11 protein-coding genes are annotated in these 15412 nt (G+C 71.1%); 7 read left to right on the top strand and 4 right to left on the bottom strand.

Annotation, left to right across the window (positions count from 1 at the left end):
* Nucleotides 1-273: 273 nt before the first annotated feature.
* The 3 genes from AB0I10_RS28420 to glgX all read right to left on the bottom strand — a co-directional run bounded on the left by AB0I10_RS28420 (nucleotide 274) and on the right by glgX (nucleotide 6502).
* Entirely contained in the window at nucleotides 274-2163 is a 1890-nt protein-coding gene (locus AB0I10_RS28420) for an ABC transporter ATP-binding protein (protein WP_363155493.1), read from the bottom strand.
* Nucleotides 2160-4115 (bottom strand): ABC transporter ATP-binding protein, encoded by a 1956-nt coding sequence (locus AB0I10_RS28425; protein WP_363155494.1) that lies wholly within the window; start codon nucleotides 4113-4115, stop codon nucleotides 2160-2162. The genes AB0I10_RS28420 and AB0I10_RS28425 overlap by 4 nt, the downstream gene beginning before the upstream one ends.
* A gap of 137 nt (nucleotides 4116-4252) precedes the next feature.
* Entirely contained in the window at nucleotides 4253-6502 is a 2250-nt protein-coding gene (gene glgX / locus AB0I10_RS28430) for a glycogen debranching protein GlgX (protein ID WP_363155505.1), read from the bottom strand.
* A gap of 338 nt (nucleotides 6503-6840) precedes the next feature.
* Between glgX and AB0I10_RS28435 the strand changes: the two genes are divergently transcribed.
* The 7 genes from AB0I10_RS28435 to AB0I10_RS28465 all read left to right on the top strand — a co-directional run bounded on the left by AB0I10_RS28435 (nucleotide 6841) and on the right by AB0I10_RS28465 (nucleotide 13870).
* On the top strand, nucleotides 6841-8139 hold the full coding sequence (locus tag AB0I10_RS28435) for an Ig-like domain-containing protein (protein ID WP_363155495.1): 1299 nt from the start codon (nucleotides 6841-6843) through the stop codon (nucleotides 8137-8139).
* Between the two features lie 348 nt (nucleotides 8140-8487).
* The gene (locus tag AB0I10_RS28440; protein WP_363155506.1) at nucleotides 8488-9642 is read left to right on the top strand and encodes an Ig-like domain-containing protein; all 1155 of its coding nucleotides are present in this window, start codon (nucleotides 8488-8490) and stop codon (nucleotides 9640-9642) included.
* An 88-nt stretch (nucleotides 9643-9730) separates the two neighbouring features.
* Entirely contained in the window at nucleotides 9731-10498 is a 768-nt protein-coding gene (locus AB0I10_RS28445) for an enoyl-CoA hydratase-related protein (protein ID WP_363155496.1), read from the top strand.
* Between the two features lie 264 nt (nucleotides 10499-10762).
* Nucleotides 10763-11302 carry an ATP-binding protein gene (locus AB0I10_RS28450; RefSeq protein WP_363155497.1) on the top strand — a complete coding sequence of 180 codons (540 nt, stop codon included), beginning with the start codon at nucleotides 10763-10765 and terminating at the stop codon, nucleotides 11300-11302.
* A 439-nt stretch (nucleotides 11303-11741) separates the two neighbouring features.
* Nucleotides 11742-12209, top strand: a complete 468-nt coding sequence (locus AB0I10_RS28455; RefSeq protein WP_363155498.1) for a hypothetical protein — start codon at nucleotides 11742-11744, stop codon at nucleotides 12207-12209.
* A gap of 54 nt (nucleotides 12210-12263) precedes the next feature.
* The gene (locus tag AB0I10_RS28460) at nucleotides 12264-13040 is read left to right on the top strand and encodes a thioredoxin domain-containing protein (RefSeq protein WP_363155499.1); all 777 of its coding nucleotides are present in this window, start codon (nucleotides 12264-12266) and stop codon (nucleotides 13038-13040) included.
* Entirely contained in the window at nucleotides 13037-13870 is an 834-nt protein-coding gene (locus AB0I10_RS28465) for a cytochrome c biogenesis CcdA family protein (RefSeq protein ID WP_363155500.1), read from the top strand. Before AB0I10_RS28460 ends, AB0I10_RS28465 begins: the two co-directional genes overlap by 4 nt.
* Before the next feature lie 86 nt (nucleotides 13871-13956).
* Here AB0I10_RS28465 and dgt read toward each other — a convergent pair whose 3' ends face one another.
* Complete coding sequence (dgt, locus tag AB0I10_RS28470) at nucleotides 13957-15282, bottom strand: dGTP triphosphohydrolase (protein WP_363155501.1); 1326 nt, start codon at nucleotides 15280-15282, stop codon at nucleotides 13957-13959.
* Nucleotides 15283-15412 lie beyond the last annotated feature (130 nt).

The following is a 15412-nucleotide window of genomic DNA, read 5'->3' on the forward strand; positions in this document are numbered from 1 at the left end:
GCGTGTGGGGGGAGACGTACAGGTGACGTCGCGGGGAGAAGCGCTGTGGGGGTCCCCGCGGCGGTTGCCGGGAAGAGTCCCACCTCAGACGCGCGATTGTCAGGCTCCCTTCAATTAATTGGCCGGAAACCGTCCGTTGCGCGAAATTCGTGTTCGGATGACGGACAGTCGGTGGCCGAGGGCGCGGACGCCCGGCGAGCACCATGAGCCGGAGCCGTTGCGCATCGACCGCCCGCCTTCCCCCCTGGTCCTCACCCGACGCTCACCCGGTCCTCACCTCACGCTCTCCCGCCACGCCTCGTGCAGCGCCGCGAAACGGCCGCGGTCCGCGATCAGTTCGGACGGGGGGCCGTCCTCGACGATCCGGCCGTCGGCCATGACGAGGACCCGGTCGGCGATCTCGACCGTCGACAGGCGGTGCGCGATGACGACGGCCGTACGGCCCAGCAGCACGGTGCTCATGGCGCGCTGCACCGCCCGCTCGCCCGGGATGTCCAGCGAGCTGGTGGCCTCGTCCAGGATGAGCACCGCGGGATCGGCGAGCAGCGCCCTGGCGAAGCCCACCAACTGTCGCTGACCTGCGGAGATGCGGCCGCCGCGCTTGCGGACGTCGGTGTCGTAGCCGTCCGGCAGGCCGGTGATGAAGTCATGCGCGCCGATGGCCTTCGCGGCCAGCTCGATCTCCGCGCGGGTGGCGTCCGGGCGGCCGACGGCGATGTTCTCGGCGACCGTGCCGGAGAACAGGAACGCCTCCTGGGTCACCATCACGACGCCGCGGCGCAGCTCTGCGGTGGACAGATCGCGCAGGTCGACACCGTCGAGCAGAACGCGCCCCTCGGTGGGGTCGTAGAAGCGGGCCAGCAGCTTGGCGAGGGTGGACTTGCCGGCGCCGGTGGCGCCCACCACGGCGACGGTCGAACCGGCCGCGAGGGTCAGGTCGAAGCGGGGCAGCACCTCGCCGCCGGAGCGGTACGCGAAGCGGACGCCGCTGAAGTCGACCTCGCGGCCGGGCCGGCCGGCCGCCACGGCCGGCAGCGCGACCGGCTCCACCGGCTCCGGGACGCCGGGCCGCTGGGCGAGCAGCCCGGCGATCTTCTCCAGCGAAGCGGCCGCGGACTGGTACGAGTTGAGGAACATCCCCAGCCGGTCGATGGGGTCGTACAGCCGGCGCAGATAGAGCGCCGCGGCGGCCAGCACACCGAGCGCGAGACCGCCGGAGGCGACGCGGTACGCGCCCCACAGGACGATCGCGGCGACCGCGAAGTTGGCCACCAGCCGGGACGAGACGACATACCGGGCCATCTCCAGGGTGGCGGAGCCGTTGATCCGCTCGTGGTGGTGGTTCAGCCGGGCGAACGCGGCGTCGTTCGGCCGCTCGCGGCGGAACGCCTGCACCGGGCGGATGCCGTTGATGGTCTCGGTGAACTTCACGATGACGGCCGCGATCGCGGTGGACTTCGTGCTGTAGACCCGCTGGGAGCGGCGCTGGAAGGAGCGTACGAGGAGGTAGAGCGGCCCGGCGGAGGCGATGGCCGCGGCGCCGAAACCCCCGTCCAGGAAGACCAGCGTCGCGGTGATGAAGACGGTCGAGAGAACGACCGTGATCAGCTCTTGCAGGCCCTCGTCGAGGAGTTCGCGCAGCGACTCCACATCGGTCGTGGCCCGGGAGATCAGCCGGCCGGACGTATAACGCTCGTGGAAGTCCAGGCTGAGCGCCTGCCCGTGCCGGAAGATCCGGCCGCGGAGGTCGAGCAGGGCGTCCTGGCTGACCCGGGCCGAGATCCTGATGAACGCGAACTGCAGCCCGCCGGACGCCATGGCGCACAGCGCGGCCGCCACCGCCACGAAGATCAGCGGACCGTAGTCGTCGGCCCGCAGCGCCGGTACGGCGTGGTCGATCGCGTACGCCACCAGCAGCGGGCCGGCCTGCACCGCGATCTGCTGGATCAGGAGGAGCACGGCGGTCACCCAGACACGGCCGTGGTGCGGCGCCAGCAACGACCTCAGCAGGGAACGCGAGGCGCCCTTGGGCGTGGGGAGCACGTCCCGTTCGAACGCGTCGGATTCGGGCGGCGGCTGTGGGGCGTCCTCGCCCTCGTGGTTGCCGTGCGCCTGGCTGCCCTCGTGGTCATCGGCCGGCAGGCCGGTCGCGGCGGTCGTCATCGGACGCTCTCCCCCTCGCGGCGGCCCGTGTCGCCGCGGCCCTGGTCGTGGTCGCTGTGTTCCGGTGCGCACTCATGGGCAACGCGGCCGTCGCGGTCCGGTTCGCCGGACATCAAGACGGCGTACTCGGGGTTGTCCCGGAGCAGTTCGTGGTGCGTGCCGACGGCGGTGATCCGGCCGCCGGACAGCAGGGCCACCCGGTCGGCGAGCAGGACCGTGGACGGCCGGTGGGCGACGACCAGGGCGGTGGTGCTCGCCAGGACCTGCCGCAGGGCGGCCTCCACCAGGGCCTCGGTGTGCACGTCGAGTGCGGAGAGCGGGTCGTCGAGGATCAGGAAGCGCGGCCGGCCGACCACCGCGCGGGCCAGGGCGAGCCGTTGCCGCTGCCCGCCGGAGAGACTCAGGCCCTGCTCGCCGACCTGGGTGGCGGTGCCTTCGGGGAGGGCATGGACGAAGCCGTCGGCCTGCGCGACCCGTAACGCCCGTATCACATCGGCCTCTTGGGCGTCCTCCGCGCCCATCAGGACGTTCTCCGCCGCGGTCGCCGAGAAGAGGGTGGGCTCCTCGAAGGCCACCGCGACCAGCGCCCGCGCCTCGTCCCGGCTGAGCGTCGCGAGGTCCCGGCCGTCTACGGTGATCCGGCCCGCGGTGGGGTCGTACAGCCGGGGCACCAGCGCCGTGAGCGTGGTCTTCCCGCTGCCCGTCGCTCCCACCAGCGCCATCGTCTCGCCCGGCCTGATGTGCAGATCGATGCCCCGGAGGGTCGGCGGGGTGTCCGTCGCCGCATCGGGATACCGGAACTCCACACCGTCGAAGACCAGCCCGCCGACGGAGCTCCCGCACGCCTCAGGGGCGCGGGGGGACGCCCGTCCAGCGGCGCGTTCACCCGCTCCGGGCGTCCGTCGGCCGCCGGCCGCCTCGCTCCCGGCTTCCCCGGCACGGGCCTCGTCCCGCACCGCGGCTTCGTCCATGACCTCGAAATACCGGTCCGTGGCCGTCGCCGCCTCGTTGCTCATGGCCAGCAGGAAGCCGATGGAGTCCACCGGCCAGCGCAGCGCCAGTGCCGTCGACAGGAACGCGACGAGCGTGCCCGCGGACAGCGCGCCGTCGGCCACCTGAACCGTGCCGATCACCAGGGTCGCGCCGATGGCGATCTCCGGCAGCATCGACATGACACACCAGATGGCGGCCAGCAGCCGCGCCTTGTGCAGTTCGGTGGTACGCAGCTGGTGCGTCAGTTCCTTGAAGGCGCGGGCCTGGCTGCGATGCCGTCCGAAGCCCTTGATGATCCGGATGCCGAGCACCGACTCCTCGACCACCGTCGTCAGATCACCCACCTGGTCCTGGGCCCGGCGCGCCCCGACCGCGTACTTCGCCTCGAAGACCGAGCACATCACCATCAGCGGCAGCACCGGCGCGAGCAGCACCAGTCCGAGCGACCACCGCTGCACCAGCAGGAGTACACAGCCCACCAGGATCGTCGCGCCGTTGACCAGCAGGAACGTCAGGGGGAAGGCGAGGAACATCCGCACCAGTTGAAGGTCGGTGGTGCCGCGCGACAGCAGCTGGCCGGACGTCCAGCGGTCGTGGAAGGAGACCGGAAGCCGCTGGACATGGCGGTACAGCGCCTCGCGCATCGCCGCCTCGACACCGGCCAGGGGCCGTGCCACCAGCACCCGCCGTATCCCGAACAGGGCCGCCTCGGCAATCCCGAGGAGCAGCAGATAGCCGCCGCCCAGCCACGTACCGCCCGGATCGCGCTCCGCCACCGGACCGTCCACCAGCCACTTGAGCACCAGCGGAATGACCAGCCCTATGCACGACGCGATCACCGCCACGAACGCGGCCAGGGACAACCGCGTCCGCACCGGGCGGACGAAGGGCCACAGGCGCAGCAGTGAGCGCACTGCGGAGCGGCGTGAGGGGGTGGTCCGGTCGGTCTGGGGCGTCATTTGCGCGGTATCGGCCATCACTCGCGAGCGTAAGCCGCACCACTGACAATGCTCACGCGGTTTTTTGCCGGGCAGGATGCCGATGCCGATGCCGATGCCGAAGCCGAAGCCGGAGGCGAAGGCGAAACCGTCGCCCGTCAGCCGGGATCCGCCCGGAACAGCAGCACCGACCGCCCCGGAACGGTGATGGTGATGCCGGCCTTGTACCGGGTATCCGCCGTCGGCTGCTCCTCCGCGGTGTCGACGAGGAGTTCGTACGTCTGGGCCCAGGGCGGGCCGGGGAGCGTGACGGGCCGGGGGCACGCGGCGGCGTGCAGGACGGCGAGGAAGCTGTCGTCGACGATGCGGCCGCCCTGGGCGTCGCGCTGCGAGATGTCGTTGCCGGACAGGTACATGCTCAGCGTGGCCCCCGGTGCGTACCAGTCCCGCTCGGTCATTTCCGTCCCCTCGGCGTTGAACCAGGCCAGGTCGCGCAGGCCGCCGAGCTGCTGCGGGCGGCCGGAGAAGAAGGCGCGGCGGCGCAGTACGGGATGGGTGCGGCGCAGTGCGATCAGACGGGCGGTGAGGTCGGCCAGCGGGCGCCACTGCGGGTCTCCGAGGAGCGACCAGTCGAGCCAACTGGTCGGGTTGTCCTGGCAGTAGGCGTTGTTGTTGCCGTGCTGGGTGCGGCCCATCTCGTCGCCCGCGACCAGCATCGGGACGCCGGTGGACAGCAGGAGGGTGGTGAGGAGGTTGCGGAGCTGGCGGCGGCGCAGGGCGTTGACGGCCGGATCGTCGCTCTCGCCCTCGGCGCCGCAGTTCCAGGCCCGGTTGTCGTGGGTGCCGTCGCGGTTGCCCTCGCCGTTGTCCCCGTTGCGCTTGTGCTCGTAGGTGACCAGGTCGCGGAGGGTGAAACCGTCATGGGCGGTGATGAAGTTGACCGAGGCGTACGGGCGGCGGCCGCCCCAGGCGTACAGGTCGCTCGATCCGGACAGGCGGTAGCCCAGATCGCGCACATCGGGCTGGGCGCCGCGCCAGAAGTCGCGGACCGTGTCGCGGTAGCGGTCGTTCCACTCCGTCCACAGGGGCGGGAAGGCGCCGACCTGATAGCCGCCGGAGCCCACGTCCCAGGGCTCGGCGATCAGTTTGACGCGGCGCAGTACCGGGTCCTGGGCGATCACGGCGAGGAACGGGGAGAGCATGTCGACGTCGTGCATGGAGCGGGCCAGCGCGGCCGCGAGGTCGAAACGGAAGCCGTCCACGCCCATTTCGGTGACCCAGTAGCGCAGCGAATCGGTGATGAGCCGCAGCACATGGGGCTGTACGACGTGCAGGGTGTTGCCGCAGCCGGTGTAGTCGGCGTAGCGGCGGGCGTCGCCCTGGAGGCGGTAGTAGCCGCGGTTGTCGATGCCCCGGAGGGAGAGCGTCGGGCCCAGTTCGCCGGCTTCCGCGGTGTGGTTGTAGACGACGTCGAGGATCACTTCGATGCCCGCATCGTGCAGCGCCCGCACCATCCGCTTGAATTCACCGACCTGCTGCCCTCGGGTGCCGGTGGCGGCGTATGCGGCGTGTGGCGCGAAGTAGCCGATGGAGTTGTAGCCCCAGTAGTTGCGCAGCCCCCGGCGCACCAGGTGGTCCTCGTGCGCGAACTGATGGACGGGCAGCAGCTCCACGGCGGTGACCCCGAGCCGGGTGAGGTGCTCCAGGGCGGCGGGGTGCGCCAGCCCGGCGTAGGTGCCGCGCAGCCGCTCGGGGATACCGGGATGACGCATGGTGAAGCCGCGGACGTGCAGCTCATAGAGCACGGAATCCGGCCAGGGGGTCTTGGGGCGCCGGTCGTCCCGCCATTCGTCGTCCCCCAAGCCGTCGGCGGCGTCATCGCCGACCACCACACCCTTGGGGACGTACGGCGCCGAGTCGCGGTCGTCGCGCACGGTGTCGGCGACCTGCTGCTGCGGCCAGTCGCGGACATGCCCGTAGAGCTCCGCGGGCAGGGCGGGGTGCGGGGCCGTGGCTTCCGCGCCGCCGTCGAAGTCGCCGTCCACGGCCCGTGCGTACGGGTCGAGGAGCAGCTTGGCCGGATTCCAGCGGGCGCCCGCCCATGGGTCCCACCGCCCGTACACCCGGTAGCCGTAACGCTGCCCGGGGCGTACGCCGGGCAGGAAACCGTGCCAGATCTCATGCGTCAGCTCGGTCAGCGGATGGCGCGTCTCGTGTTCCTCGTCGTCGAAGAGGCAGATCTCCACGGCCTCGGCGCCGCCCGCCCACAGGGCGAAGTTGGTGCCCGCGACGCCGTCGGGCCCGGTGCGGTATCGGGCCCCGAGGGGGGTCGGACTACCGGGACGGACGGTGGCGGGTGCGGCGCGCGAGGGGACCGGCCGGCCGTTCAGCTCCGGCCCGCTCCGCACCGTGTCCCCCTCCGGACCGTTCGGCCCGCCCTGCCGGCGCCGTTCATCCGGTCCGTCCTGTGCTGCCTCCTGCTGGGGTGCGCTCGACACGTGCCGGCCTCCTGCGGCTCATGGCTCATTCGGGCGGCGGCCCGTGCCTGGGGGCACCTCCAGCGTTGGCCGGGGGAGTCCCGGCCGTGCGTGTGTCTCCGCCCTCTCCGTTGTTCTTCCCGCAACCGGGCGTTGCCTCACGCTTCCGCTCGGACAGGCCCTAGGAGCGGGCGCCCGGCACACCCTCCGTGACATACCGATTCAGGGCATCACCCGTAACTGACGCATCATCAGGCACAATTCGGTATATGACCGTCCATGAGGAGGGCCGGGCGAAGGGCCCGGCGCGACGAGAGGGGACGCGGGCGCGGAGCCGGGCCGGGAGCCGGTCCCGCCGTACCCGCGCCGCCGTTGTGATCGTCGTGACCGTGCTCGCCGGATCGGCGGCGCTGGCCGGCTGCGCCCCCTCGGGCATGCTCGTCGACGGCCGACCGCGCTCCGCGGCAGAGGCGATCAGGATCGTCCCGGACGATGGCGCGCGCGGTGTAGGGGCCCGGGAGCGGCTGGAGGTCCGGGTGCCGGACGGGCGGCTGCAGCGGGTCGAGGTCCGGAGGGCCGGGGACGTCGCCGGACGCGCCGGGGACGTCGGCCGGCAGCCCCTCGCCGGCCGGATCTCGCCGGACGGACTGACCTGGCGGCCGACCTCCGGCCGCCTCGCGCTCGGCTCGAAGTACACCGTCGACGTGGTGGCGCTGGACGGTGAGGGCCGCCGCTCCGCACGCCACACCACCTTCACCACCTTCGTGCCCCCGCACCGCTTCATCGGCTTCTACACGCCGGAGAGCAACACCAGGGTCGGCACCGGCATGATCGTCTCGCTGACCTTCAACCGGCGGATCGCCGACCGCGCGGCCGTCGAACGCGGCATCAGGGTCACCGCCCGGCCCGCCGTCGAGATCGGCGCCCACTGGTTCGGCTCCCGGCGGCTGGACTTCAGGCCCCGGACGCGCTGGAAGCCGGGCACCGTGATCACCGTCGATCTGCGGCTGCGCGATGTGAAGGCCGGACCGGACGCCTACGGGACGCAGCGCAAGACGATCCGCTACCGGGTCGGCCGGGATCAGATCAGCACCATTGACGCCGCCCGGCACACCATGACGGTGCGCCGGTCCGGCCGGGTGCTGGCGAGGCTGCCGGTCACCGCGGGCAATGCCGCGAACCCCACCTACAACGGGAAGATGGTGATCCTGGCCCGCCAGTCGGTGACGCGGATGGACGGGGACACCGTCGGCTTCGGCGGCGAGTACGACATCAAGGACGTCCCGCACGCCATGCGCCTCACCCGGTCCGGGACCTTTCTGCACGGCAACTACTGGGCGCCGCCCGCCATCTTCGGCGGCCTCAACACCAGCCATGGCTGTGTGGGGCTCAAGGACATCCGGGGCGGCGGCCCGGACACCCCGGCCGGCTGGCTCTTCGCCCATTCGATCGTCGGCGACACCGTGGAGGTGCGGAACTCGCAGGACCGTACGGTCGCGCCCGACAACGGTCTCGGTGGCTGGAACATGTCGTGGGCGCGCTGGCGGGCCGGCTCCGCGCTGCGCTGATCCGGCTCCGCGCTGTGGCGATCCGTCCTCGCGGGGCCGGTTGAATTCGGCCGACTTCCGGACGAATCAGACCGCCACTTCGCTACCGTCCGTAGGCCCGCGCCCCACGCCTTGCACTTGGGACTAAACGGTGACAGTGGCGGGGAGTTCACTGTCACTGCGGTGTGGTTATCTAACGGCAAGCGCGCGCTGTACGCATCCGCGCGCGGGGGATCGCGGGCCGTGCGAGGGGGAAAGGGGCCAGTCGTGAACGTGCAGCCGATATCGGGGGAGCCGGCTCGCCGGCGGCGGTGGCCACGCAAGGGACGGGCGCCGCTCGCGCTGCCCCTTGCCTCGCTGGTCGCCTCCATGCTGCTGCTGGTGACCGCATGCGGTGGCGATGACGGCGACGACGGCAAGAAGCCGGCCGGCAAGGCGGGCGCCGACAAGTCCGCCTCGCAGGCGGCCGTCACGATAGCGCCCAAGGACGGTGCGGACGACGTCGCCACCAGCGGCGCGCTGAAGGTGACCGCCAAGAAGGGCAAGCTCAAGTCCGTCAAGGTCAAGGACGGCAAGGGCAATGCGGTGGCGGGGAAGATATCCGGCGGCGGGGCCCTGTGGCAGCCGAGCGGCCACCTCGGCGCCTCGACGGAGTACACCGTCGACGCGATAGCCGTGGACGGCCAGGGCCGGGAGGCCGCCGAGCACTCCCGCTTCACCACCCTCGTCCCCAAGAACACCTTCATCGGCCAGTACACCCCGGAGAACGGCCAGCGGGTCGGCGTCGGGATGCCGGTCTCCATCCGCTTCACCCGGGGGATCACCGACCCCCAGGCCGTCGAGGACGCCATCAAGGTCACGGCGAAGCCGTCCGTCCCGGTCGAGGGCCACTGGTTTGGCAACGACCGGCTCGACTTCCGCCCGGAGAAGTACTGGGCGGCCGGCACCAAGGTCACCCTCAAGCTCGATCTCGACGGCGTCCAGGGCCGGCCGGGTGTCTACGGCACCCAGTCCAAGGAGGTCTCGTTCACCGTCGGCCGCAGCCAGGTGAGCACCGTCGACGCCAAGTCGAAGCAGATGACCGTCGTCCGCGACGGCAAGACGGTCAAGACCATCCCGATCACCTCGGGTGCGCCGGGCACCGAGACGTACAACGGCCAGCTGGTGATCAGCGAGAAGCACCCGGTGACGCGGATGAACGGCGACACCGTCGGCTTCGGCGGCGAGTACGACATCAAGGACGTGCCGCACGCGATGCGGCTGAGCACGTCCGGCACGTTCATCCACGGCAACTACTGGTCGGGCAAGCCGACCTTCGGCACGCGGAACGCCAGCCACGGCTGCGTCGGCCTGTTCGACGCGCGCGGAGGCCACGACAAGTCCACCCCGGCGGCCTGGTTCTTCGACAACTCCCTCGTCGGCGATGTCGTGATCGTCAAGAACTCGCATGATGAAACGATCCAGCCGGACAACGGCTTCAGCGACTGGAACCTCTCCTGGGAGAAGTGGAAGGCCGGCCAGTAGGTCCGGCGGGGAGACAGGCCCGCGGGCCCGGCGCACTGTGACCAAGTGCACCGGGCCCCATGCCGTTAACGCGGACTAACCTTCCACCATGACTGTGAATCTTGAGGTCGCCGACGGCGTCGGCACCATCCGCCTGGACCGCCCGCCGATGAACGCACTGGACATCGCCACCCAGGACCGGCTGCGCGAGCTGGCCGAGGAGGCAAGCCGCCGCGACGATGTGCGCGCCGTCGTGGTCTGGGGCGGCGAGAAGGTGTTCGCGGCCGGTGCGGACATCAAGGAAATGCAGGCCATGGACCATGCGGCCATGATCGTGCGCTCCAAGGTCCTGCAGGACGCGTTCACCGCCGTGGCCAGGATCCCCAAGCCGGTGGTCGCCGCGATCACCGGCTATGCGCTGGGCGGCGGCTGTGAGTTGGCGCTCTGTGCCGACTTCCGGATCGCGGCCGACAACGCCAAGCTCGGCCAGCCCGAGATCCTGCTCGGCCTCATCCCGGGCGCCGGCGGCACCCAGCGGCTGTCCCGCCTCGTGGGCCCCTCCAAGGCCAAGGACCTCATCTTCACCGGCCGCCAGGTGAAGGCCGACGAGGCGCTCACCATCGGTCTGGTCGACCGGGTGGTTCCGGCCGCCGAGGTGTACGAGCAGGCGCACGCGTGGGCGGCCCGGCTGGCGGCCGGTCCGGCACTGGCGCTGCGGGCCGCCAAGGAGTCCGTCGACGCGGGCCTGGAGACGGACATCGACACCGGTCTGACGATCGAACGCAACTGGTTCGCGGGGCTGTTCGCGACCGAGGACCGGGAGACCGGTATGCGCAGTTTCGTCGAGGAGGGACCGGGCAAGGCCAAGTTCCGCTGAAACAGCTGGTGTTGGCGGGACACGTGAGGTTTGGCCGGGAGTCTATGCCTCGTGTGGGCGAATTGCGGAAAACTTAATTGCGGCTTAAGGGCGCCTTGTTGGCCGAGCCCGCTGATCCTTCACATGCGAGAGGTCGTCGCAGGTCAGTCGGGTCGCGCCGGAACCTTAACTGCCGTTGGCATATGTCCCGCAGGGGGGCGGGGACCGCTGATTCCGGGCAACGGATTCCGTCGGTTCCGCCCCCGAAGGGGCCAAGTAGCGGCCATGATGGGGGGCATGGCGGGCCTCGAAGGAATGGAGCAGCCGCGGCCGCGGAGCGGTACGGCCGCCGCGGGCTGGGGACTCCCCGAAGCGGACAGGGACAGGGTGCCGGCTCCGGGAGGCCCGGCGTCCGCGGCACTCGAACTGGTCGGTGACCCGACTCTCGACGAGGTCCGACTGCCCTCGCGCCCCCAGTCCGCCGGCATCGCCCGCCGGCTGACCGCCGCCGTCCTGCTGAAGCAGTGGTCCCTCTCGCCGCAGCTCGCCGAGCATGCCGTACTGCTGGTCTCGGAGCTGGTCGGCAACGCCGTACGGCACACCGGCGCCCGCTGCTTCGGGCTGCGGATGCTCCGCCGCCGTGGCTGGATCCGGATCGAGGTGCGCGACCCGTCCCGCGGTCTGCCGTGTCTCATGCCGGTCCAGGAAATGGACACCAGTGGCCGTGGTCTCTTCCTCGTCGACAAGCTCTCCGACCGCTGGGGCGTGGATCTGCTGCCGCGCGGCAAGACGACCTGGTTCGAGATCCGGGTCACCGACCGCTGAGGGGCGCGCCGCCCGCATGACTCCGGAAGCGGACTGGGGCCCTCCCGCGGTGACGCGGGTCGGGCCCCAGTGCCGGCCTCCGGCGGGCGGAAGGGGGGTGCCCGCGGGGTCTTGAGCGGCCCGGTCCGTAACGGGGGGCGCCGCGGTCGACTATCGCAGCTCGGGCAGGACCTTGCCAAAAGGTGCAAACGCGGGCATGTCGGGATGTAGTGGCACTTATTGGTGTGTGATCAATGGTGAGCTGTGCCACCGGCCTTATGAATGCCGGTTGTGCAACCGCTTCTGGCGATGGTTATACGGTCGTGGTGAGCGCGCACGGCGGCGTGGCGTGGAGGGTGTGACGCGGCGCGGCGGCCGGACGGTCCGGGCTCAGGATGCCCGGGCGCGGTCCGTAGGATGGGACGTTCATGCTCGCGCCACGTACCGCGGAGGAGGGGACATGCAGCAAGTGCGCCGGTCGGCCGCGATGACCCTGCTGCTTCTCCTCGCGGTCACCTTCGGGCCGCTGCTGTGCCGGATCGGCGGCGACCAGGCGTGGCTGGCGGGCCGGTCGTCGGAGGCCGCGCTGACGGCGAGTTCGGGCCAGATACCCGATGCGGTGTTGACGGCGAGTTCGGGCCAGATACCCGATGCGGTGTTGACGGCGAGTTCGGGCCAGGCGCCCGACGCCGCCGCACCCATCGCCATGGCCGATACGCCGAAGAAGTGCTCGGGCCGGCACGCGCCGGCACCCGATGAGTCCGTCCCGCTGCCCACCCCGCACCGCGGCGAGCCGCTCGCCCCCGTCGCCGCCGGCCCGGCGCCGCTCGCCACCGACGCAGCCGCGCAGTTCGCGCTCGCCCGGCCCCCGACGGGCAGCTCGCCCGCCACCGAACACACCTCGCTCCGCCCCGTCCTACGGATATAGGCCGCTGCCGACGCACCCGGCCACCTTCCCTCCCCGTACGACTGGAGCTTCCGCATGCCCACATCCGCCTCTCCCACCCGCAAACTGGCCGCCATCGGCGCGATCATCGCGCTCGTCGTGGCCGTGATCGCCGTCGCCGTCGCCGTCGGCAAGGCCGTCGAGGGCGGCCGCGACGGCGACGGCACCGGCGCACCCCGTGCCGCCGCGTCCGGCCCGGCCCCGGAGGACGCCGGACAGCAGAAGATGTACGACGCCCTCGCCAAGCAGACCAACCGGCGCGAGGACGGCGACGCGCTGGCCGTCGGCAAGAAGGACGCCCCGGTCGTCCTCGTCGAATACGCCGACTACCAGTGCTCGTTCTGCGGGCGCTTCACCCGCGAGACCCAGCCGGAGCTGGTCAAGAAGTATGTCGACGCGGGCACGCTGCGGATCGAGTTCCGCAACTTCCCCGTCTTCGGCGCCGACTCGGAGCGGGCCGCCCGTGCAGCCTGGGCCGCCGGGCAGCAGGGCACGTTCTGGCAGCTGCACCATGAGCTGTACGCCAAGACCCGCAAGGGCGACGCGCTGGCCGAGGACAAGCTCGTCGACATGGCGCGGGCGAGCGGAGTACCGGACATCGAGAAGTTCCGTAAGGACATGAACAGCCAGGGTGCCGAGCGCGCGCTGAAGCGGGACCAGGAGGAGGGCTATGGGCTGGGTGTGCAGTCCACGCCGTCCTTCCTGATCAACGGGCGGCCGGTCGCCGGCGCCATGCAGACCGACGTCTTCGAGCAGGTCATCAAGGACGCCGCGGCGGCCGCGGCGAAGAAGAGCGAAGGGGCCGGGAAGTGACCGACATCGGCTACCTCGCGGCCTTTCTCGGCGGCGCGCTCGCGCTGCTCAGCCCGTGCAGCGCGCTGCTGTTGCCCGCGTTCTTCGCGTACTCGCTCTCGAATCCGGGCCGGCTGCTGGCCCGCACCGGAGTGTTCTATCTGGGGCTCGCGACAACGCTGGTCCCGCTCGGCGCGGCCAGTACGGCGGCCAGCCGGCTGTTCAACGGCCACCGCGATCTACTGGTCGCCATCGGTGGCTGGGTCGTCATCGCGATGGGCGTCGCGCAGATCCTGGGTCTGGGTTTCGCCTCCAAGCGCGCCCAGGCGGCCGCCGCAAAGATCACCCCGCGCTCGGCCGCCTCCACCTTCCTCCTCGGCTGTGTCTACGGCCTCGCCGGCTTCTGCGCGGGACCGATCCTCGGCGCGGTACTGACGGTGACAGCGGTCAGTGGCTCGCCGGTGTACGGCGCCTCGATGCTCGCCGTCTACGCGCTGGGGATGGCGCTGCCGCTGTTCGTGCTCGCGCTGCTGTGGGACCGCTTCAAGCTCGGCACACGGGGCTGGCTGCGCGGCCGCGAATTCACCCTCGGAAAGCTGCGGTTGCACACCACATCCGTGCTGTCCGGGGTGTTCTTCATCGGAATCGGCGTCCTGTTCCTGGTCTTCAACGGGACCAGCGCACTGCCGGGAATTCTCGACCCGGACGCCGAAATCCGGGTCGAGGAATGGGCGGCGCGGATCGGAAACGCCGTGCCGGACTATGTGCTGATCGCGGTGGCCGCACTGGCCGTCGCTGCGGTGCTGGGCCGTATCGCGCTGCGGCCGGAGAAGAAACCGCGGGGCGAATAGCCGAGGGCGGGGCCGGAGAACGGCGGCGGCCATGTATCCGTTCTCCGGTACTCCCTTTTCCGGTACTCCGTTTTCCGGTTTCCGGCTCACAGCCACACGTTGTCGTTGACCGACCCCAGGCCCGTGCCGGACAGCCGACGGTGCAGGGCCAGCGCCTGGTCCTCGGTGAGCGAGGCGACATGGTCGGCCGCGGCGCGCAGACGGTCGCCGTGCTGCGCCAGTTCCTCGGTGCGGTCCGGCGGCAGCAGCTCGGGGGCGTCATGGCTCCAGCGCAGCAGCTCGCTGACCACCCGCCGTTTGCCGTGCTGCTGGGTGGCGAGCGCCGGGCGGTCGATGACGTAGCACCACACCAGTTCCTTGAGCAGATCGCAGGCCGCCCGCCGCTCCGCCGGGATCACCAGCCGCGCCCCGTACCGGATCGCCGCCGTACCGCCCACCTCCAGCTCGATCCCGCGGGTGAAGTACGAAATCAGGTCGGCGGTACGGCGGTTGACCGCGACCGCGTCCTCGTGGCTGCCGCTGTACGGGGCGTGCACCGCGAGCCGCTTGCCGATGTCCGCCATCAGCAGCAGCGCCGCCTCACGGTCGAACGCCTCCCCTGCCCGCGTCCGCTTGGCCTGCACATAGTCCAGGAAGCGGCGGATCTCCCGTTCCGTATCGCTACCCGCGGACCCGTCCGGTGGGAACAGCGCGGCCAGCGGGATCAGGCCCGTTCGGTAGAAGTCCTCGACGTCATGACAGGCGTAGGTGACATCGTCCGCCCAGTCCATGACCTGTTCCTCGACCGGTACTGCGGTGTCGGTGCGGCCCGCCCGCACCCACGCGAACGCCTCCCGGTCGGCGACATACACGCCCCACTTCACATGCCGCGCCGGATCCTGGTCGACCGGCGCCCTCTCCCACGGGTATTTGGTGGACGCGTCCAGACAGGCACGGGTCAGATGCAGTCCGCGGTGGCCCGGGTATTTGTGGGCGGCGAGGAAGGTCAGCACCCGCAGGGTCTGCGCATTGCCCTCGAAGCTGTCCAGCACACCCTCGGCGAAGTGCAGCTCGTCCATCGTGGCGCGCAGCGCCAGCTCGCCGGCGTGCCCGAACGGCGGATGGCCTATGTCGTGCGCCATACAGGCCGCCTCGACGAGGGCCGGATTCGGCCCGCCGTATTTGCGCTCCAGGCGCTCGGCCATCCGCCGGCCGAGCTGTGCCACCTTCATGGAGTGCGTCAGCCGGGTGTGGTACGCGCCCAGCTCGGCGCTCGCCACCACCTGGCTCTTGCCGGCCAGCGCCCGCCACTGCGTCGAGTACAGGATCCGGTCGACGTCGTGCTCGAACCCGGACCGCTGCCCGTCATCGGGCACCCGGCGCCGCAGGGAGTGCTGCTCAAGATCCTCATCGCTGTATCTGGCAGGTCGCATGCGCGGATGCTACGCCGTGCCGGTGGCGGACCCGTCTAGGGTCTGTCCGATGGGTCAGGGTCGGAAAGGCCGCGGCGTCTGGTGCGGTGCATCGCAAGGCGCCGGAGCGGCCCGATAGCGGAGCTATTGG

Source organism: Streptomyces sp. NPDC050636 (assembly GCF_040654775.1).
Classification (GTDB): domain Bacteria; phylum Actinomycetota; class Actinomycetes; order Streptomycetales; family Streptomycetaceae; genus Streptomyces.